Here is a 21,825-nt window from a genome sequence, read left to right as displayed (position 1 = left end):
GGTGATGCGTTGATGATGTCAACAGATACAACGGCTACACCTTCACCCCTCCTTCGTGTACGGTAACGCCTACTGCCGCTTGCCCTCTGTCACGATGAGTGGGCGCAGCGACACGTGAGGGGGGTTCCCGTCGGCCCGGGCAGGGCAGGACGCGGGAACGTGCACGAGGGACGAAGGAGCGAGGGGCAGTGAGCAAGGAGCTGGTCGACGGCAGGTTCCGCATCGGACAGGTCGTCGGCAGGGGCAACATGGGGGAGGTTCACCGGGCGGAGGACCTGCACGCCCCGGAGGGCACTCCCGAGCGCGCCGTGGCCGTCAAGACGATCCTGCGCCGCCGCACCGGCTCGCAGATCGACACCGGTGGCGACACCAAGGCCGTGCAGCGCTTCTCCCGCGAGGTGCGCATCACCCGGAGGCTGCGCCATCCCAACCTGACCCGTCTGGTGGCGGGCGGCATCGACGAGCAGGCGGGCGGCCTGCCCTACCTGGCCATGGAGTTCCTGGACGGCGAGACCCTGCGCGACCTGATCGAGGAGGAGTCCCAGCTGCCCGTCTCCTGGGCCGCCGCGATCGGCGCGCAGATAGCGGCCGGCCTCGCCGCCGCCCACACCGCCGGTGTCGTGCACCGCGACCTGAAGCCGGCGAACGTGATGCTCACGCAGGGCGGCACGGTCAAGGTGCTGGACTTCGGCATGGGCAGCATCGCCGACGACCCGGACCAGACCCGGCTGACCAGCACCGGCGTCAGCGTGGGCACCGCCCGCTACATGGCCCCGGAGCAGTGCCAGGCCAAGCAGGTGACCCAGGCCGCCGACCTCTACGCGCTGGGCTGCGTGCTGTACGAGATGCTGGTCGGCGTTCCCCCGTTCACCAGCGAGTCCGCATTCGAACTCGCCGACCGCCATGTGAACCAGCAGCCGGCCCCGGTACGCGCGATCCGCCGCGAGGTCCCGGTGGAGCTGGCCCGACTGGTGGAGCGTCTGCTGGCCAAGGATCCGGCGGACCGTCCCGCAGACGCGGTGACCGTCCGGGAGGCGCTGCTGCCGCTCGCCGTGCCCGACGCCGGGGCGTCACTGCTGCCGCACTGGGCTGCGCTCGACCCGACCGTGCCCGTGCGCGAGGCGGCGCCCGCCCCGGCCTCCGCCCCTGCTACGGCCGCCGACGACGAAGGCGAGGAGCCCACCGCCGCGCAGGCCCCGGCCGCCGGAGCCGGCATGGACGTCTTCGGCGTCCACCGGGCCCTCATCAAGGACTACCGCTCCTTCACCGAGGGCGGCACCGTCATCCGTGACGACCGCATCGCCGGCTTCGTCGAGCAGGACCTCGACGACAAGTCACAGTGGCCGGACCCCTGGCTGTCGCTGAACCCGTTCTTCCAGGGCGGCGGCACCGTCGTCGAACTCGCCCAGCAGAAGGTGCTGCACGCCGAGTGCGCCCGTATCTTCCAGGCGAAGAAGACGGAGGGCGGCACCGTCTGCGACGGCCGCCCGCTCACCCTCCACCGCCACCAGCGCGACGCCATCGACGCCGCCGCCTCCGGCGCCTCGTACGTGCTGACAACCGGCACGGGGTCCGGCAAGTCCCTCGCCTACATCGTGCCGATCGTCAACAAGGTGCTGCACCAGCGGGACGAGGAAGGCCCGAACGCCCCCAAGCGCGTGCGCGCGATCATCGTCTACCCGATGAACGCGCTCGCCAACAGCCAGCTGCGCGAGCTGGAGAAGTACCTGCGCGACGGATACGGCACCGGGAAGGAGCCGGTCACCTTCGCCCGTTACACGGGCCAGGAGGACGACGAGAAGCGCAAGGAGATCCGCGACAATCCGCCGGACATCCTCCTCACCAACTACGTGATGCTGGAGCTGATGCTCACCCGCCCCGCCGACCGGGCGAGCCTGATCCGGATGGCGCGGGGCCTGGAGTTCCTGGTCTTCGACGAACTGCACACCTACCGGGGCCGTCAGGGCGCCGACGTGGCCCTGCTCATCCGCCGTGTCCGCGAGGCCTGCCAGGCCGAGGAGCTTCAGTGCATCGGCACCTCGGCGACCATGTCGACGGAGGGTACCTGGGAGGACCAGCGCCGTGTGGTCGCCCAGGTCGCGAGCACCCTGTTCGGTACGAAGGTGCGGTCCGAGCACGTCATCGGCGAGACCCTGGTCCGCGCGACCCGGGAGGCACCCGACACCGTCCCGGCCGAGCGCCTCACCTCCCCCGCCGCCCCGCGCGCCTACGACGACCTCGTCCGCGACCCGCTGGCCCGCTGGATCGAGAGCCGCTTCGGCCTGGTCGAGGACGCGGAGTCGGGACGCCTGGTCCGCCAGCAGCCGGCGAAGATCGAGATCGCCGCGAAGGAGCTCAGCGAGCAGTCCGGCGTGCCCGAGAAGGACTGCGTAGCCGCCATCCGCGCCACCCTGGAGGCGGGTTCACAGGCCCGCCACCCGCTCACCGAGCGCCCCCTGTTCGCGTTTCGGCTGCACCAGTTCCTCTCCAAGGGCGACACCGTGTACGTCACCCTGGAGGACAAGCTCTCCCGCCACCTCACCCGCTCCTACCAGCTCGAACAGCCGGGCAGCGGCGGCAAGTTGCTGATGCCGCTGGCGTTCTGCCGGGAGTGCGGCCAGGAGTACCTGACGGTGTGGCGCACCGAGAAGGACGGTGAGGTCCGCTACGAGGCCCGCCGCGACACCTCGGCGACCGGCGGCCGGCAGGGCGACGGCTACCTGTACGTCGACCACGAGCGGGAGTGGCCGTCGAACGTGCAGTACGCCGTCGACGACCGCCGGCTGCCGGAGTCCTGGCTGGAGGTGGACGACCGGGGCCAGGAGGTCGTCAAGCGCACCTACCGCGACCGGGTACCGCGCGCGGTCACCGTCGACCCGTACGGCCAGGAGGGCCAGGGCGAGCTGAAGGCCGCCTTCATCCCGTCCCCGTTCCTCTTCTGCCTGCACTGTGGGGTGGCGTACGAGCAGACGCGCGGCCGTGACTTCGCCAAGCTGGCCACGCTGGACCAGGAGGGCCGTTCGTCGGCGACGTCACTCGTCTCGGCGTCCATCGTGCGGTCGCTGAAGTCGGTGCCGGAGGAGGCCCTGGACAAGGAGGCGCGCAAGCTCCTCACCTTCGTCGACAACCGGCAGGACGCCTCCCTCCAGGCGGGTCACTTCAACGACTTCGTGCAGATCACCCAGTTGCGCGGGGCCCTGTACCGTGCGGCGCTGGACGCGGGCGAGGGCGGCCTGCACCACGAGGAGCTGGCCTCGGCCGTCACCAACGCCCTCGCCCTCGCCCCCGGCGACTACACCGGCGACACGGACCTCTCCCCCGGCCTGGCCCGCAACGCGGCCCGCACGCTGCGCGACATGGTCGCCTTCCGGCTCTACCTCGACCTGGAGCGCGGCTGGCGCATCACCATGCCCAACCTGGAGCAGACGGGCCTGCTGGAGATCGACTACGAGGACCTGCACTGGGTGGCCGGCAAGCAGGACCGCTGGGAGACCACGCACCCCGCCCTGCGGGACGCCGACCCGGCACTGCGCGCGGAGATCGTCAAGGCGCTCCTCGACGAGATGCGCCGCTCGCTGGCGATCGACGTGTCCTACTTCCGCGACGACACCTTCGAGTCGTTGCAACGGGCCACCGAGGAACGGCTGGTGGACCCGTGGGTGTTGTCGGCCGGTGACAAGCCGAAGGTCGGCACGGCGTACCCGCACCCGTCGCGTCCGGGCGCCGACCGAGCCAGCCTGTTCCTGTCGGCGCGCGGCAAGTACGGCAAGTACCTGAGGCGAACGGACACTTCCTTCGCCGGGCTGGACCAGGACGACCTCCAGCTGATCATCACCCAGCTGCTGACGGTGCTCGCGAAGGCGGGCCTGGTGAAGGAGGTCGAGACCGCCCCGCAGCGCCCCGGCCGCTTCCGCCGCCCGTCAGGACCGACGACGACCGGCTACCGGGTCGCCGCCCAGTCGCTGGTCTGGCGGGCGGGCAAGGGCGAGTCGGGCGCGCACGACCCGCTCACCCGCACCTACCAGAGCGGCGACGGCCCGCGCATCAACACCTTCTTCCTCAAGCTGTACCGGGAGACCGCCGACGCGCTCGCGGGCCTGTTCGCCCGCGAACACACCGCGCAGGTGGCGCCGGAGGACCGGGAGAAGCGCGAGGAGGCGTTCCGCAAGGCGGAGTTGAAGCTGCTGTACTGCTCCCCCACGATGGAACTGGGCGTCGACATCTCCTCGCTGAACGCGGTGATGATGCGCAACGTGCCGCCCACGCCCGCGAACTACGCCCAGCGGTCCGGCCGTGCGGGCCGCAGCGGCCAGCCCGCGCTGGTGACGACGTACTGCGCGACGGGCAACAGCCACGACCAGTACTACTTCCGCCGCTCCGAGCGCATGGTCGCGGGCGCGGTCGCCCCGCCCCGCCTGGACCTCGCCAACGAGGACCTGGTCCTCTCCCACCTCCAGGGCATCTGGATCGCCGAGGCGGGCCTGCGTCTGGGCCGCTCCATCCCGGACGTGCTGGACGTGTCCCACCCGGACACCGGCGACCGCCCCGACCCGGCCCTGGAGCTGCTGCCCGACATCCTGGACGCCTCGCACGACGACGGCGCGCAGCGCCGCACGGTGGACGCGGCCCTGGCCGTCCTGGGCCCGCTGCTGAAGGAGTTCGCCGACACCACCTGGTGGCACGACGACTGGATCCAGGACAAGGTGCGCACGGTCCCGGAGCGCTTCGACCGCGCCTTCGACCGCTGGCGCAGCCTGTTCCGCGCCGCGCTGGACGACCAGTATGTGCAGAACAAGCGCCGTCTCGACTACAGCCTCACGGAGACCGACCGCAACCGCGCCAACGCCCGCCGCCGCGAGGCGGAGACACAGCTCAACCTGCTGATGAACGAGAGCGTCGACAGCAAGTCGGTCCTCTCGGACTTCAACCCGTACCGCTACCTGGCCTCCGAGGGCTTCCTGCCCGGCTACAGCTTCCCGCGCCTGCCGCTGGCCGCGTACATCCCGACGATCGGGCGCCGTCGCGGGGACGGTGACTACCTCCAGCGGCCGCGTTTCCTCGCCATCCGCGAGTTCGGCCCCGGCTCACTCATCTACCACGAGGGCGCCCGCTACCAGGTGACCCGCATCCAGCTCCCCCCGGACTCCTCCGGCGAGCTGACCACGGGCGAGGCCCGCCGCTGCGCGTACTGCGGCTACCACCACGACCCGAAGGACCGCGAGGACCGCTGCGGCTTCTGCGCCGAGCCGCTGAGCTCAGCGACGTACGGCCTGCTGCACCTGCACACCGTGTACACCACGCGCCGCGAGCGGATCTCCTCGGACGAGGAGGAGCGGCGCCGGGCCGGCTTCCGGCTGGAGACGTCGTACCGCTTCCACGACCACGGCGCCCGCCGGGGCCGCCTGAACGCGACGGTCGCCGACGCGGCAGGCGGGCAGCTCGCCGAGATCGCCTACGGGGACTCCGCGACCATCCGCATCACCAACACGGGCCGGGTGCGGGCCAAGAAGGACGAGCCGCCCGGCTACTGGCTCGACCTGGCGGACGGCCGCTGGATGAACGACAAGGACGCGTCCGAGGCGTCCGGCGACTCCAGCGAACTCCCGGTGATCGACGCCGACGGCAACGAGCGGCGCCGCAAGAAGCGGGTCATCCCGTTCGTGGAGGACCGCCGGAACATCCTCGTCGTCACCCTCGACGAGGCGCTGCCCGAGCCGGTCGCGCTGACGCTGATGTACGCGCTGGAGCGGGGCATCGAGGCGGCCTTCGAGCTGGAGGACGCCGAGCTGACGGCCGAGCTGCTGCCGCCGGACGACGGTCCGCGCCGCCGCATCCTGTTCATGGAGGCCGCGGAGGGCGGCGCGGGCGTCCTGCGCCGCTTGCAGGCGGAGGACGACGCCATGGCGAAGGCGGCCCGCCGCGCCCTGGAGATCTGCCACTTCGCCGCCGACGGCACGGACGAGGGCGGCAAGGCCCACCGCGGCGACCGCGCCTGCGCGCTCGGCTGCTACGAGTGCCTGCTGACGTACGGCAACCAGCTCGACCACGCGCGGATCAACCGCCACACGGTGGCGGCGCTGCTCGTGCGCTTCGCGTCGGCGACGGCCACGCGGGAGGTGCGCGGGGAGTCGCGGTCGGAGCAGTACCGGCGGCTGGTCGCCGGGACCTCCGTCCCGGCCCCGGCCGAGCCCACGGTAGTGGAGGCCGCCGCGGCCGCGGAGCTGGTGGAGCAGGGTGACTTCCTGGGCTGGGTGAAGGCCAAGGGCCTCAACCTGCCGACGGAGACCAGCGCCCTCCTCACCGAGGCCAACGCCATGCCCGACTACGTCTACCGGCAGCCCGGCACCCGCCTGGCCGTCTTCGTCGACCTGCCGGACACGGAGCAGACCGCCCTGCGCGACGAGGACGCCGAGGAACGCCTCTTCGATGCCGGCTGGGAGGCCGTCCGCTTCCGCCCCGGCGACGACTGGGACGCGCTCGCCGGCCGCTACGCCGACTGCTTCGGCAACCCGACCACCAACTGACCGCCGCACCTCTCCGTTCCGAGGATCTGACGACTGACATGGCACTCACGTACTCCGCAGGCTCCCTGGTCACCGCACGCGGCCGGGAGTGGGTCGTACTCCCCGAGAGCGAGCCCGACCTGCTGGTGCTGCGCCCGCTGGGCGGCTCGGACGACGACATCGCGGCGGTGTTCCCGGCCTTCGAGACGGTGAAGGGCGCCGAGTTCGCCCCGCCGGTCCCCGGCGATCTCGGTGACCAGCGGGCGGCCGGTCTGCTGCGCACGGCGCTGCGCGTCGGCTTCCGCTCGGGCGCGGGCCCGTTCCGCTCGCTGGCCGGGATCGCGGTGGAGCCGCGCGCATACCAGCTCGTCCCGCTGCTGATGGCGTTGCGCCAGAAGACGGTCCGCATGCTGATCTCCGACGACGTCGGCATCGGCAAGACGGTGGAGGCGGGCCTGATCGCGGGCGAGTTGCTGGCGCAGGGCGAGGCGACGGGCCTGGCGGTGCTGTGCTCGCCCGCGCTGGCGGAGCAGTGGCAGCAGGAACTGCGGTCGAAGTTCGGCATCGACGCGGAACTGGTGCTGTCGTCGACGGTCTCCCGTCTGGAACGGGGCCTGGACCTGGGCCAGTCGCTGTTCGACAAGTACCCGCACGTGATCGTCTCCACGGACTTCATCAAGTCCACCCGCCACCGTGACGACTTCGTACGGCACTGCCCCGACCTGGTGATCGTCGACGAGGCGCACACCTGCGTGACCTCCGACGACTCGAAGGTGAGCACGCAGAACCAGCTGCGTTACGAGCTGCTGCGCCGTGTCGCGGAGGACGCCGAACGGCACCTGCTGCTGGTGACGGCGACCCCGCACAGCGGCAAGGAGTCCGCGTTCCGCAACCTGCTGGGCCTGGTCAGGCCGGAGCTGGCGCACGTGGACCTGGACTCGGAAAAGGGCCGCAAGCTCCTCGCCCAGCACTTCGTGGCCCGCAAGCGGGCGGACGTACGCCAGTACCTGACGAAGGAGGACGGTCTGGCGGACGACTCGCTCGCCGAGCGCACGGCGTTCCCGTCCGACCGCTACTTCAAGGACGAGACGTACAAGCTGTCCCCCGAGTACCGGGCGCTGCTCGACGACGCGATCGCGTACGCGAGCGAGCGCGTGGAGGAGGCGGACGGCCAGGGCCGGCGCGAGGCTCGCATCGCCTGGTGGTCGGCGATCGCGCTGCTGCGCTCCCTGGTGTCGTCGCCGAGGGCGGCGGCGCAGACCCTGCGCACCCGGTCCGCGGCGGCGGTGGCCGCGTCGGCGGAGGAGGCGGACCGGCTCGGCGCCCCGCTGACCAGCGACTCGGCGGACAGCGACGCGCTGGAGGGCATGGACGTGGCCCCGGGCGCGGAGACGGAGGAGAACGCGGGCTCGCGCCTCGCCGAACTCGCGAAGCGGGCGCAGGGGTTGGAGGGCCCGGCGCAGGACCTGAAGCTGAAGGCGCTCATCAAGCACCTCAAGGCCCTGCTGGCCGACGGCTACAACCCGATCGTCTTCTGCCGCTACATCCCGACCGCCGAGTACCTGGCGGAGCAGCTCGGCAACGACCCGGAGACGAAGAAGCGCAGCCCGCTCGGCGCGAAGACGGTCGTCAAGGCGGTCACCGGCACGCTCTCCCCGCAGCAGCGCATCGACCGCATCGAGGAGCTGGCGGCGGAGGCCGGCGAGGACGCTGCCGCGCGCCGCGTCCTGATCGCCACCGACTGCCTGTCGGAGGGCGTGAACCTCCAGCACCACTTCGACGCCGTCCTCCACTACGACCTGGCGTGGAACCCGACCCGCCACGACCAGCGCGAGGGCCGCGTCGACCGGTACGGGCAGAAGCGTGACGAGGTCCGCGTCATCACGCTGTACGGCGACGACAACGGCATCGACGGCAAGGTCCTGGAGGTGCTGATCAAGAAGCACCGCCAGATCAAGAAGGACCTGGGCATCTCGGTGTCGGTGCCGGACGAGATGTCGACGGGTGTCACGGACGCGATCGTGGAGTGGCTGCTGCTGCGCGGCCGGCAGGGCGAGCAGGCGGCACTGTTCGAGTCAGACTCCTTCCAGCAGAGCTTCGCGGACCTGGAGCAGGACTGGAACTCGGCGGCCGACCGCGAGAAGGCGTCCCGGTCGCGGTTCGCGCAGCGCTCCATCCACCCGGAGGAGGTGGCCCGCGAGGTCGCCGCCGTTCGGGAGGCGCTGGGCGGTGCGGGCGAGATCGACACGTTCGTACGGGAGTCGCTGAACGCGCTGGGCGCGGTGCTGCGGGACTCCGGCGACTCCGGCGCGGACTTCACGGCACAGGTCGGCGGCACGCCGGTGGGCCTGCGGGACGCGCTGGCGCCGGTGGTGGGGGCGGAGACGGTCGAACGGGACCGTCCGATCCCGTTCCGGTCGACCCCGGCGGTGGCACGGGGCGAGGCGGCGCTGGTCCGCACGGATCCGGTGGTGGGCGCGCTGGCGTCGCACGTGCTGAACGCGGCCCTGGACACGCAGGCGGACGGCGCCCGTCCGGCCCGCCGGTGCGGCGTGGTGACGACGGACGCGGTGACGACGCGGACGACGCTGCTGCTGGTCCGCTACCGCTTCCACCTGACCCTGCCGTCCCGGAACGGCGAGAAGCAGGTGGTGGCGGAGGACGCCCGCCTGCTGGCCTTCGAGGGCGCCCCGAGGAACGCGGTGTGGCTGCCGCAGGAGCGGGCGGTGGAACTGCTGGAGGCGCGGGCGACGGAGAACACGGCCGCGGCGTCCGGCGAGCGCACGATGACCCGCATCCTGGACCAACTGGGCGAGGTGACGCCGTACCTGGAGTCGTACGGCGACGAGCTGGCCGCCGAGCTGGACGCCTCCCACCGCCGGGTGCGCGCCGCGTCGGGCGAGATCGTCCGGGGTCTGTCCGTCACCGCCCAGAAGCCCGCCGACGTCCTCGGCGCCTACGTCTACCTGCCCGCGACCGCCTCTGTTCCCGCTGGAGTGTCCGCCTGATGTCCGCCACCACCCGCAACCAGGTGTTCACCGCCGTCCACACCGTCGGCGGCCTGCTGCCGGCCGACATGCTGGTCCGCATCTCCGAGGGCAGGGACGTCCCCGGCTCCAAGCCCGCCGACTACGGCCTGCCGTCCTCGCGGTCGGTACGGGACGAGGCCGAGCGCAGCTGGGAGTACCTGAAGCCGCTCTGGCGCGACCTGCGCAAGCACCTCCCCGAGGACACGGAGACGGGCGTTCCGGCCGGCGACCCGACCGGCCGCGCCGACACCGACTGGCTGGCACCGCTCTGGCGGGAGCTGGGCTTCGGCCGGCTGACGCCGGTCGGCCCGGCGGGCATCGCGGCCGACTCGGACGCGGAGAAGAAGTTCCCGGTCTCCCACCGCTGGGACCACGCCCTGATCCACCAGACCGCCTGGAACGCCGAGCTGGACAAGCGCCCGGCCGGCGCGGGCACGGTCCCGCCCCAGTCGATGCTCCAGGAGTGCCTGAACCGGACGGAGGCCCACCTGTGGGGCGTCCTGACGAACGGGCGCCAGGTGCGCCTGCTGCGCGACTCCAGCGCGCTGGCCACGGCGTCGTACGTCGAGTTCGACCTGGAGGCGATCTTCGACGGGGAGCTGTTCAGCGAGTTCGTGCTGCTGTACCGGCTGCTGCACGTGTCGCGGGTCGAGGTGGCGGAGGGGGCGGCGCCGTCTTCGTGCTGGCTGGAGAAGTGGCGGACCGAGGCCATTGCCAGCGGCACGCGGGCGCTGGACCAGCTGCGGAAGGGCGTCCAGGAGGCCATCACGGCGCTGGGCACGGGTTTCCTGCGGCACCCGGAGAACGGCTCACTGCGCGAGGACGTCCGCCCGAAGCCCTTGCAGAAGGCGCTGCTGCGCCTGGTGTACCGGCTCCTGTTCGTCTTCGTGGCGGAGGACCGCGACGCGCTGCTGTCGCCGGGCGCAGACGGAATCGCGCGCGAGCGGTACGAGACGTACTTCTCGTCGGCCCGCCTGCGCGCCCACGCCCGGAAGCGGCGTGGAACCTCCCACGGTGACCTGTACGAGGCCCTGCGCATTGTCCTGACGGCTCTCGGCGAGGAGAAGGGTCGTCCCGAACTGGGTCTCCCCGGCCTCGGCGGCCTGTTCAACGACACGGACACGGACGCCCCTCTGCGCGGCCTGAAGCTCTCCAACGAGGCACTGCTGACGGCCGTACGCCACCTGTCTCAGGTACGAGACAGCAGCTCGGGCCGCTGGCGGGCGGTTGACTACCGGCACCTCGACGCCGAGGAGCTGGGATCGGTGTACGAGTCACTGCTGGAACTTGAGCCGAAGTACAGCGCGGCCGAGCGGACGTTCACGCTGATCGAGGTGGCGGGCAACACCCGGAAGACGACAGGCAGCTACTACACGCCGTCGTCGCTCATCGAGTGCTTGCTGAACTCCAGCCTGGACCCGGTGATAGAGGACGCCATGAAGCGCGGCGAGGAAGCAGCCGCGCAGTCGGGTGCGGCCGACCCGTCGGACGCGATCGTGAACGAGCTGCTGTCGTTGACGGTCTGCGACCCTGCCTGTGGTTCCGGGCACTTCCTCGTGGCGGCGGCCCGCCGTATCGCCAAGCGGGTCGCGGCGGTACGGGAGCGCAACCCCGAGCCGACGTTGAACGCAGTCCGCCATGCACTGCACGAGGTCGTGGCCCGCTGCATCTACGGCGTGGACCTCAACCCGATGGCCGTGGACCTGGCGAAGGTCTCACTGTGGCTGGAGGCTCTGGAGCCCGGTAGGCCGCTGAGCTTCCTGGACGCCCACGTGAAGCAGGGCAACGGCTTGATCGGCGCCACGCCCAAGCTCCTCCAGGGCGGTATCCCCGACGAGGCGTTCATCGCGACGGAGGGCGACGACAAGAAGCACGCGAAGGCCCTGGAGAAAATCAACCAGCAGGAACGGGTCGGCCAAGGCAGCCTGTTCGACTTGGGTAGCGAGTCAGTCAAGGTAACCAACACGGCGTTCGCCAAGCGCCTGCGGTCCATCACGCTCGTCGATGCGGAGGAGTTGACCGACGTACGTCGGCAGGAAGACGCCTACGAGAAGTGGACCGGCTCGTCCGAGTACCAGCGTGCTCTGCGCGTGGCCGACGCCTGGTGCGCTGCTTTCGTGTGGTTGAAGACTCCCGAGGCGCCTCGGCCAGTGACGTACGCGGTGTTCAAGGCCCTGGAGGACTCCAGCAGTCAGGGGGTGGCAGCGGAGACCAAGGCCGAGATCGACAGGCTGCGCGAGCAGTTCGCGTTCTTCCACTGGCACCTAGAGTTCCCCGAGGTATTCTCCGTGCCGGAGGACGGCCGAGGTGTGTTTCCGGACACTGGCTGGGCGGGAGGCTTCGACTGTGTCGTGGGGAACCCGCCGTGGGACAGCGTGGAGTTCAAAGAGCAGGAGTTCTTCGCGCAGCGGGCACCCGAGGTCGCGGGAGCGTCGAGGACAGCCGTACGGAAGAAGATGATCGAAGCGCTCAAGGACTCCCCTGACACGCTTCCTCTGTACGAGGAGTTCGAAGCGGGCAAGCGGAAGGTCTACGCCGAGAGTCACTTTCTGCGGAGGTCGGGCCGGGTGCCTCTGACGGGGCAGGGAAACCTCAACACGTACGCCGTCTTCACAGAGACGGATCGCATACTGCTCGGGCCGAAGGGACGGGCGGGGGTGATCGTCCCGACGGGAATCGCCACGGACGCACGAACGCAGCACTTTTCTGGCGATCTGGTCCGGCGTGGGTCGATTGCGGCACTATACGACTTCGAGAACCGCAGTGGCCTCTTCCCTGCCGTGGATTCTCGCATGAAATTCAGCATTCTTTCCATGGTCGGCAATTCGCTGCGTGAGCCGGCGGCTAGATTCGCGTTCTTCCTGCACGACCCAGCAGAACTGGATGATCCGGACAAGACGTTTGCGCTGACGCCCGAGGAGATCGCTCTACTCAACCCGAACACCGGGACACTTCCGGTGTTCAGGTCGCGCCGAGATGCCGAGATCACGCTCGGCGTCTATCGGCGGCACCCAGTCCTAATCAACCGCCACGCCACCAGAAGTAACCCTTGGGGGGTGTCCCTCATGCGCATGTTCGACATGTCCCATGACTCCCATCTACTCCATTCACGCGCGGAGCTTGAATCGGACGGATGGCTCCTTGAAGGCAACGTCTTCACCAAGGGAGAGAAGAAGATGCTCCCTCTTCATGAAGGGCGGATGGGCCACCAGTACTCCCACCGTTTCGCCGACTCCGTTAGTTCCCGTGAGTTCACCGCCGCCGACCTCGCATCTGCGGACTTCGTCGTCCAGCCGCAGTACTGGGTCTCGGACGAAGACACCGCCGCACGACTGGCTCGGCGACACTTCGGCTGCACCAGTGCATTGCTCGGTCATCGCCGAGTGGCACGCAACAACGACGACCGGACGAGCATCGCGACCCTCATCCCGTGGGGCGCCGCATCGTATGGATGGATCATCTCCGCAGGGCCGGACGCGAGGCACCTCGTCCTGCTGGAGGCAACTCTCAACTCGTTCGCATATGACTTCACTCTGCGCAATAGCTTTAGTCAGCCGAGTATTCCGCAGAGTACGTCTGAGCAGATCCCTGTACCTTCACCCGAGGTCCTCATGACGCACTCAAGGTTCATTCAGAATCGCGTCGTAGAACTTTCGTATACAAACCATGAACTGCAGCCGCTTGCCGCCGACCTAGGTGACACCAAGGCACCCTTTCAATGGGACGAGGACCGCCGTCGACACATCCGGATCGAACTCGACGCCCTCTTCTTCCACCTCTACGGAGTCTCCCGCAAGGACGTGGACTACATCCTCGACACCTTCCCCATCGTTCGCCGCAAGGACGAAGCAAAGTACGGCACCTACCGCACCAAGGAACTGATCCTCATCGAGTACGACCGCATGGCCGCCGCTGGCCTCACCCTGGAGAATCCGCTCGTCGACGGCGAGAACTACACTTCCACCCTCACCCCGCCTCCGGGCCACGGCCCTCGTCACCTCGCCTGACCGATCTCGTATCCCGGGGTGCCGATGTCTCGTTTCAACGAAGGCACCCGCAAGGCTCAAACGGCGATCGCCGCGCGCACCCCGACTACTTTCCACTGCGATAAGCCACTTTAGGAGCAGGCGATGGACAACGAGATCCAGCTGATCAGTGACGGCGACGGACTGGCGGTCATCGGGAACGCGACAGACGTCGAACGCTTCCTCGCCTCGGAGGGACTGCCGTCAGAGGATCTCGGAGCGCGACGGCTCAAGTCCGTTTTCGGTGCCGGGGCTGCGGTCGCGCAGGCGGGTTCGGATATTGCCGCCAACTCCGGTCGCTGGGTGAAGCTGACCAAGGAATCTGCGGAGCGTGTCAAGAAGTTCGGGCTGATGGAAAGCAAGACGCCAGGCGTCAGCCATGCAATGGTGGGGAAACCCGGCTCGATCAAGAATTGGCTCCAGATCGAGAAGGGGGCCGGCTCGCTCCTGACCAACCCTGCACGTCTGGCTGGTGTCGCGGGGGTCATGGCGCAGGCCTCAATGCAGCAGACCATGGACGAGATCACCGACTACCTCGCCACGATTGACGAGAAGGTCGACGACATACTCCGCGCCCAGAAGGACGCAGTGTTGTCCCGCATGATCGGAATGGATCTCGTGATCGAGGAGACCATGACCATCCGAGAGCAGGTGGGCCGAGTCTCCGAGGTCACGTGGTCGAAGGTGCAGACCGCACCGACGACGATCGCGGAGACCCAGGCGTACGCATTGCGTCAACTCGACGCCCTCACAGAGAAGTTGGAAAGTAAGCCCAAGATCGGTGATCTCGCCACGACGGTCAAGGAAGTCGAGCCCAAGGTTCGGGAGTGGCTCGCTGTTCTGGCTCGCTGCTTCCAACTGCAGGACGCGATCGCGGTGCTCGAACTCGACCGAGTGCTGGACGCGAATCCGGATCAGCTGGACCAGCATCGCCTCGGGCTTCGGGTTGCCCGACAGAACCGGCTGAATCTCATCTCACGGAGTACCGAGCGTCTGGTGGCCCGGATGAACTCGGCTGCTGACGCGGCCAACGCGAAGGTGCTGCTGTACCCGACCAAGTCCCCGGCTGTGGTCCAGTCGAGCAACCATGTGGTGACCGGCGTCCATGACTTCCACACGCGGCTCGGGATCGAGTCCGGTCGCCAGTCATCAGACGCGAGACGATGGGTGGAAGCGGCAACGGAGGTGAAGAACAAGGCGCTTGAGACAGGAGCGAAGGGCGTCAGTGCCGCCAGAAACCTCGGCAACGAGACCCTCGACCGGGCCAGCTCGGTCAAGGTAAAGCTATCGAGCGAGATCGCAGAGCGAGCGCGCCGCCTACGCGGGGACGGAAAAGAACGCGACGAGGAAGGCTGAGCGAGCACCGACCGCCCCCACCGTGGGGCGAGCCGTCAACCGCCCGCCCCACGGCCGACCTCCGTCAGTCCCGCGCCGCCGCGAAGCCCACGAAGTATGCCCAACCCTCACGCCCCACAGCGAACGGCCGTCGTGCCACGTCCTTGGAGTCCCTTACGTGGACGGTCTGCTCGGTGATGGCGACCTCGATGCAGCTGTCACCTTGTGCACTGCTGTAGCTGGACTTGTACCAGTCGAGTTCAGGCGTGCTCATAGCGCTCCTCGCATCCGCTCCAGCAGGCCCCTGGAGTCCTTCGGGGTAAGGGCCTGCGAGCGCAGTCTCGCATAGCGCATGTGGAGCTTGCTGACCTGTTTCGGGTCAGCGATCAGGCGGCCGTTCTCCTGTCCTTCCGCGTAGGCGCGCCAGCTGGCGTCCGGAGTCTCCAACAGTTGGATCGGTCCAGCCATGCATGCGTGATACTCGCTGTCCGCCGGCATGACCTGAAGCGTGACGTTCCTGGGCGCGACGAGTTCCAGCACGTAGTCGATCAGCTCACGCGTCACCTCGGCACCACCGAGACGACGCATGAACACGGACTCTTCCACGATGAAGTCGAACGCCGTGTTGGGCCGCTCCTTGAGCAGACGTTGGCGCTCCAAGCGCGCCTGCACCGTAGCCTCCAAGTCATCGTCGGCCATGGGCGGGATGTCGTTTTCGCAAAGAGCCCGCATGTAGCCCTCCGATTGCAACAGCCCGGGAACCAGCCGACACTCATACGTGCAGAGGCTCACTGCCACCCGCTCCAGCCGAGCCCACTGCCTGAACCAAGCCGCCAGCCCCGCGTCCCCCCTTGTCAGGAACCGCGCCGAGTGCCGCAGCGCCCCCGTGTTCCCCAGTGCCTCCTCCGCCCGCTCCACGAAGGACGCGTCCGGCATTCGCCGACCCAGCTCCACCGACTCCACCGTGTGCTTGGAGTACCGGACCAGCTCCCCGAACTGCACCCGGCTCAGCCCCGCATGCTCGCGCAGCGCCTGCACGACGGCCCCGAACGTCCGCAGACTGTCCGACGGATCCGGCTCCCGCTCGCACTCCCCACCCGACACCGCCGGCTCCACGTGATCGGTCGTCATCCGAGGCCCACCTCCAGGTGCTCGCACTCCAGGTCCCTCTCCCTGAGAACGCCCAGAGTGGCCGGAAGACATTCGTACGTTCCACCGAACGTGCCCGTACGCTGACGCAGCGTACGGGCCGCTGGCTTGAGATGACGCCCCGGCTACGTGGCGTCGGGGGACGGTTGTGCCGCCGTTCTCACCGAGGCCGAACCCCCTGCGCGCGTCGGCGGCGCCGATAAGGTCAGCCTGTGACGTACATAGTGACCCTCACCTCACTTCAAATGGCCGAGAACGAAGGCGACTGGCTCATCACTGAGCGCTTCACAAAAGGGCTGCCCACAGGGCTCGACACGTCCGACACCGGCACCCGGTTAGCTTTGCTGGTGTGCGACAACAGGACGCATGCCTCCCACAACAGCCGCAGGGAGTTCTCCGAGCACGGCCGCTTCATCACCTGGATCGGATCCGTACAGCGCTTCAACACCGTGGGGCCGGTCGACAGCAGCATCACCATCGAACCCATGCGCAGATGCCCGAAGCCGGTGGCTTTGGACGGCCCCGGCGGAATCCTCGCCTCCCTTTCTTCGCCGTACCGAGCACACGTGGAGCAGGCCCTCACCGGAAGCGCAGGACACATCGGCGTAAGAACCTGGCAGGCGCTCCAGGAAGCCCTCCTTCGGAGCCACCCCGAGCTGGCCCGGTACATCGAGTGGCTGCTCGCCAATCTGAACCCGGTCATCTTCGACGTAGACGACGCAGCGGACCGGGCATGGCAGGAGCAGCGGGATGCCGCCCAGTCCCTGACTCGGGTGACCGACTTCCCTCACTCCGCGCTGTCTGCCTGGAGACGCCCCGACTCACGGGATGCGCCGTACCTCGCGGGCCTCGTCCCGGACCCGGTGGAGAACAGCCTGATCGACCACGATGTGCGCGCCGGCCTGGGTAGCGGGGCCCCTCTTTACTTCGATGACTGGCCAGGACTCGATAACGTGCGATGTGACATCCACGTGCTGGAGGACACCGCCGGACGCCGCCTCGAGGTCGTCAACGTCAATGCCACTCCGGTCGAGAGCCGACTGGGCACGGACATGATCTACTACCATCACCCCACCCACAGCTTCGTCCTCGTCCAGTACAAACGCCTGGGCTCTCGGGACAAGGAGTACCGGGTGAACAAGCAACTCCTCGACCAGATGGACCGTTTGGAGCGGGTTGCAGAACTCAGCTCGAAGCCTGTGCGTCCCCACGAGTGGCGCCTCTCACAGGACGCGTGCTTCCTGAAGTTCGCACACTGGCGGGACGGAGCAGTCCCCACCTCCGAGTTGGCGCGCGGCATGTACATCCCCCTCTCCTATGCCCGCGTCCTTCTGGACAACGACTGCACGCTCGGGAGTAGGGGTGGGCGCCTCTTCAGCTACGAAAGGGTCGGCCGTTATCTCGTCGCCTCAGAGTTCGCGGAGTTGGTAAAGCTCGGCCTGGTCGGGACTGTGGGAACGAGCATCGAACAGTTGCGGGACTTCAGTCTGGAGCGCGCCCGCGAGGGATACAGCGTCGTACTGGGGGTCGAGACTAGCGAGGAGACGCCGCGTGACCGGTCCGTACGCGTCCGTCAGCGCACCGCGAAGAAGAGGCCGAAGGTGATCTCCTACTCCCCACAGACCCCACAGCAGCAGTCGCCCGACACTCCGGGCTTCTGATCTGCGGAAGGGCCGTAGCCTCCGCCCGTGCCCCGCTCCGCCCAGGTGTCCCTGACGGAGGGGGCATGGCTGATAACCGCAGGTGTTCTTGAAACCACCCCTGCATCCGCAGATGATGCTCACGCTTCCTCGTGCACCGACCGATACGCAGGCAGGGCACCGCCCCGGTGCACGAAGGAGCACTGACTGCTGAACGGAACGGGGGCGTGACAGTGCCGCGCAGGTATCGAGCCGGTCGGCAGGGGGCCGGTGTCGTATGAGGCAGCGCCTCCAAGTCGTGTTGCAGATTCTGCTGGCGCTGGTCGCCTGCCTTCTCGGCATCGTCACCAACTACGCCACCAGCAAGGACGACGCGCCCTGGGCGCTGGAGATGATCCAGCAATGGTCCGTTCCGGCCATCGGGCTGCTGGTCGTCGCCATGGTGGTCGGGCAGGTCGTCGTGTACCGGCTGGAGAACCCGGCGCCCGCACCCTCGGAGTGGCCCCGTGACCGGATTCCGTACCCGGGGCTGGACGCCTTCGGCGAGGACGAGGCGGCCATCTACTTCGGCCGGGAGGCGCAGGCCGCCGAGCTGACGCGTCGGCTGCACGCCTCCGCGACCCGCCCCGCCGACCGGTTCCTGATGCTGACGGGTGCGTCCGGCAGCGGCAAGTCCTCGCTCGTCCGGGCCGGGGTCATGCCCCGGCTGCGCCGGCGCCGGTGGACGATCGTGCCGACGTTCTCACCGGGGCCGAACCCCCTGCACGCGCTGGCCGCGTCCCTGGCCGTGGCCGGTGGCGGCAGGGAGACACCCGACGCGGTGCTGCGGCGGCTGCGGCAGGGGCCGGAAACCCTGGCGGCCGAGTTGTCGCGGTTGCGGGCCGGGCAGTTCCAGCGGGTGCTGCTCGTCATCGACCAGTTCGAGGAGCTGGTCACCCTCGCGGGTGAGCGGGAACAAGCCCAGTTCCTGGAAGCGCTGCACGCGTGTCTGCGGCAAGAGTCCTCCGTCCGGGTCCTCACCACGTGCCGGGTGGACCTGCTGGGGCGGCTGCTCGGGACCGGTCACGCGCCGTTCCTGCAACACCCGGTCGCCATTGGCACGTTGAGCCGGGCGCAGCTCGCCCAGGTGGTGGAGCGACCGGGCGCACTGGTGGGCATCTCGTTCGAGCCCGGTCTCGTCGAGACCATCGTGGACGACACCGGTACGGATGATGCGCTGCCCCTGCTCGCCTATCTCCTCCAGGAGCTGTACTTCGCCTGCGGTCCGGGCGGCACGGTCACCGAGGAGACGTACCGGCAACTCGGAGGCGTAGCGGGGGCGCTGGCCCGGCAGGCCGACAACACGGTCGCCGCCCTCGGCACTCCGGGCGGTATCGACTTCGCGCTGCGGGTGCTGCTGAAGTTCGTCACCGTCGAGGAACGGGACCTCGCCCGCCGTCCGGTGCGGCTGTCCGAGCTGACCGACCGCGAGCGGTACGTGGTGGACGCCTTCATCGAGGCGCGCCTGATCCGTTCTTACGCCGCTGAGGGAACCACGGGAAACGCGGACGGCCACCGGGACGCGTGCGCGGAGGTGACGCACGAGGCGCTGTTCCGGCAGTGGGCGCCCCTGCGCCAGGAGGCGGAGGCGCGGGCGGAGCGGCTGCGGGAGCGGGCCGAGTTGGAGCGGTGGGCCGCCGACTGGGAACGGTCCGGGCGCAGTGCGGACTACCTCCTCACCGGTGAGCGCCTCACCGTCGCCCAGCGGTGGCTGGCCGCGTTGGAGGAGGCCGGGCAGGCGTCGGCTCCCGCCCGTGCGCTCGTCGACGCCTCGCAGCGCCGGGACCTTGCCTTCCTCAGCCGTGTCTCGGAGAGCATCGGCCGGCAGGTGCTCGCCAGTGCGGAGACCGAACCGGAGCGGGCACTGCTGCTCTCCCTGGCCGCGCTCGGCGAGTGCGCGCCGACCCCGGCCGCGCAGCGGGGACTGATGACGGCGCTGGCCGCGAGTCACCTGCGGACCCGGCTGGACGGTCACACGGACACCGTCCGGGATGTCGCCTGGTCCGCCGACGGACGACTGCTGGCGACCGCCTCCAGGGACGGCACGGCCCGCGTGTACGACGCGGAGTCGGGACGTTCGCTGCGAGTACTGCCGTGTGACGGCGCCATGGTCGAGTCGGTGTCCTTCTCCCCCGACGCGACACGGCTGGCCACCGCCGGGCGCGACCAGGTCGTACGCGTCTGGGACGCCGTGTCCGGTGAACCGGTCCGGCAGCTCGCCGGTGCCGGTGACATCGGCCGGCGGGTGGCGTGGTCGCCGGACGGGGCGCGGATCGCCGCCACGTTCAAGGACCAGGTGGCCCGGGTGTGGGAGGCCGACAGCGGCCGACTCGTGCACGAACTGCACGGCCACACGGGCGATGTCTGGGGCGTGGCCTGGGCGCCGGACGGCTCGCGTCTGGCCACCGCGTCGCACGACCGGACGGTGATCGTCTGGGATGCGGTGACGGGAGCGGCTGCGACGACCCTGACCGGGCACACCGAGTTCGTCGAGGGCGTCGCGTGGTCGCCGGACGGAGAGTCGCTGGCCACCGGGTCCGGCGATCACACCGCCCGGATCTGGGACGCCCGCACGGGCGCCCTGCGGCTGCTGCTGCGCGGCCACGCGGACTACGTGTGGAACCCGGCCTTCTCACCGGACGGCCGGCTGCTCGCCTCCCCGTCGTCCGACCGGACGGTGCGCGTCGTCAGCACCGAGGACGCGAAGGAGGTCGCGGTGCTGCGCGGCCACACCGACACGGTGTGGTCCGTCGCATGGTCGCCGTCGGGCACCCAGCTCGCCACCGCGTCGACGGACGGCAGCGGCCGGGTGTGGGACCTCCGGCCGCGGGGAGCCGAGTCCGTTCTGGTCCAGGGGCACGACGGGCCGGTGAACCAGGCGGTGTGGTCCGGTGACGGAACCCGCCTCGCCACCGCCTCGGACGACGGGACGGCACGGATCTGGAGCGCGGACTCCGGCGCACCCGCCGGGCCGGTGACGGCGCCGGGCGAGCGGGTGTGGAGTGTGGCGTGGGCGCCGCACGGCGACCGTCTGGCCCTCAGCACCGCAGACGGACTGGTGCGTGTGGTGGACGGCTCCGGCGGCACGGTGTTCGACCTGCGCGGTGAGCCCGTCGAAGGCTGCTCCTGGTCCTCGGACGCCCGGCGCATCGCGACCGGCGGGCACGACGGCACCGTACGCCTCGTGTCCGCCGTCGACGGCACCGAACTGCGGAAACTGACCGGGCACCAGGACTGGGTGGGACGCGTGGCCTGGTCGCCGAGCGGGCGGAAACTGGCCAGTTGCTCCGACGACCGCACCTGCCGCCTGTGGGACACCGCCGACGGCACCCAGCTGACCGTTCTGCGCGGACACGGCAACTACGTGGAGGACGCGGCCTGGTCCCCGGACGAGGCGCGGGTGGCCACGGCCTCCGGCGACTGGACGGCCGCCGTGTGGGACGCGGTGACCGGTCGGCGCATCGACGTGCTGAAGGGCCATGAGGGGCGGGTCCGGGCCGTCGCCTGGTCGCCGGACGGCCGCCGTGTCGCGACCGGTTCGGACGACCGGACGGTGCGGCTCTGGTCCGCCACCACCTTCGAGGAACTCGCCGTCGTCGGCGTCCACCGGGACAAGGTGTTGTCGGTGGCGTGGTCCGGGGACGGTACGCGGCTGCTCACCGCGTCCGCCGACGGCACCGCGCGGGTGTGGCCGGCGGACCCGGATCACGACCAGCTGGAGGCGCGGGCGCGCGGGCGGGTGTTCCGCACGCTGGACGCGGAGGAACGGCGGCAGCACCTGCTGCCGCCGGATCCGGCGGACGGTCAGTAACGCTGCTCGACCGTGCGGTCGTCGGTGTGCAGGAGGTAGTCGTCCGGGTCGAGGCCCATCGCCTCGCGCTCGGGCGACGCCCAGTACAACGCGTTGCGCTCAGCGAAGGTCTCCGGGCCCTCATAGGAGATCAGCCAGACGAACTGGTTGCGCTCCCGGTCGACCCAGGCCCCGCCGATCTCGAAGCCCAGCTTCAGCCGCAGCGGCACGATGTCGTTGCGCCACCGCTCCACCCACTCGTCGAGCAGCCCCTCGCGGACGGTGTACGTACGCAGCTGCGTGGTCCTGGCCATA

The 21,825-nt window shown here is 69.6% G+C and carries 9 protein-coding genes; 6 read left to right on the top strand and 3 right to left on the bottom strand.

Annotation, left to right across the window (positions count from 1 at the left end; genetic code table 11):
• Nucleotides 1-188: 188 nt before the first annotated feature.
• From B100_RS0130720 to B100_RS0130705, 4 genes are all read left to right on the top strand, one after another.
• Nucleotides 189-6,524, top strand: a complete 6,336-nt coding sequence (locus B100_RS0130720) for a protein kinase domain-containing protein (RefSeq protein ID WP_024888211.1) — start codon at nucleotides 189-191, stop codon at nucleotides 6,522-6,524.
• A gap of 38 nt (nucleotides 6,525-6,562) precedes the next feature.
• On the top strand, nucleotides 6,563-9,511 hold the full coding sequence (locus B100_RS0130715; protein ID WP_024888210.1) for a helicase-related protein: 2,949 nt from the start codon (nucleotides 6,563-6,565) through the stop codon (nucleotides 9,509-9,511).
• A complete protein-coding gene (locus B100_RS0130710) occupies nucleotides 9,511-13,539 on the top strand; it encodes an Eco57I restriction-modification methylase domain-containing protein (RefSeq protein WP_024888209.1) in 4,029 nt (1,342 codons plus the stop codon). Before B100_RS0130715 ends, B100_RS0130710 begins: the two co-directional genes overlap by 1 nt.
• A 123-nt stretch (nucleotides 13,540-13,662) precedes the next feature.
• Nucleotides 13,663-14,913 (top strand): hypothetical protein, encoded by a 1,251-nt coding sequence (locus B100_RS0130705; RefSeq protein ID WP_024888208.1) that lies wholly within the window; start codon nucleotides 13,663-13,665, stop codon nucleotides 14,911-14,913.
• Between the two features lie 64 nt (nucleotides 14,914-14,977).
• Here the strand turns inward: B100_RS0130705 and B100_RS0130700 are convergent, their stop codons facing one another.
• Nucleotides 14,978-15,166, bottom strand: a complete 189-nt coding sequence (locus B100_RS0130700; protein ID WP_024888207.1) for a DUF397 domain-containing protein — start codon at nucleotides 15,164-15,166, stop codon at nucleotides 14,978-14,980.
• Entirely contained in the window at nucleotides 15,163-16,023 is an 861-nt protein-coding gene (locus B100_RS0130695) for a Scr1 family TA system antitoxin-like transcriptional regulator (RefSeq protein ID WP_024888206.1), read from the bottom strand. Before B100_RS0130695 ends, B100_RS0130700 begins: the two co-directional genes overlap by 4 nt.
• Before the next feature lie 230 nt (nucleotides 16,024-16,253).
• On the opposite strand from B100_RS0130695, the gene B100_RS0130690 reads away from it, so the two are divergent.
• Together B100_RS0130690 and B100_RS0130685 are read left to right on the top strand one after the other, a co-directional pair.
• Nucleotides 16,254-17,702 carry a hypothetical protein gene (locus tag B100_RS0130690; RefSeq protein ID WP_024888205.1) on the top strand — a complete coding sequence of 483 codons (1,449 nt, stop codon included), beginning with the start codon at nucleotides 16,254-16,256 and terminating at the stop codon, nucleotides 17,700-17,702.
• A gap of 277 nt (nucleotides 17,703-17,979) precedes the next feature.
• Complete coding sequence (locus tag B100_RS0130685; RefSeq protein ID WP_051490101.1) at nucleotides 17,980-21,531, top strand: nSTAND1 domain-containing NTPase; 3,552 nt, start codon at nucleotides 17,980-17,982, stop codon at nucleotides 21,529-21,531.
• Here B100_RS0130685 and B100_RS0130680 read toward each other — a convergent pair.
• Entirely contained in the window at nucleotides 21,525-21,824 is a 300-nt protein-coding gene (locus B100_RS0130680; RefSeq protein ID WP_024888203.1) for an NIPSNAP family protein, read from the bottom strand. The two genes, B100_RS0130685 and B100_RS0130680, sit on opposite strands and share 7 nt — an antisense overlap.
• Nucleotide 21,825: the final 1 nt, after the last annotated feature.

It is taken from the genome of Streptomyces sp. CNH189 (genome assembly GCF_000527195.1).
This window is presented reverse-complemented; position numbering and strand designations above follow the sequence as displayed.

Excerpts from the sequence above, each read along its gene's own strand:
- B100_RS0130715 (WP_024888210.1), top strand. The coding sequence starts at position 6,563 with ATGGCACTCACGTACTCCGCAGGCTCCCTGGTCACCGCACGCGGCCGG.
- B100_RS0130710 (WP_024888209.1), top strand. The coding sequence starts at position 9,511 with ATGTCCGCCACCACCCGCAACCAGGTGTTCACCGCCGTCCACACCGTC.
- B100_RS0130705 (WP_024888208.1), top strand. The coding sequence starts at position 13,663 with ATGGACAACGAGATCCAGCTGATCAGTGACGGCGACGGACTGGCGGTC.
- B100_RS0130700 (WP_024888207.1), bottom strand. The coding sequence starts at position 15,166 with ATGAGCACGCCTGAACTCGACTGGTACAAGTCCAGCTACAGCAGTGCA.
- B100_RS0130695 (WP_024888206.1), bottom strand. The coding sequence starts at position 16,023 with ATGACGACCGATCACGTGGAGCCGGCGGTGTCGGGTGGGGAGTGCGAG.
- B100_RS0130680 (WP_024888203.1), bottom strand. The coding sequence starts at position 21,824 with ATGGCCAGGACCACGCAGCTGCGTACGTACACCGTCCGCGAGGGGCTG.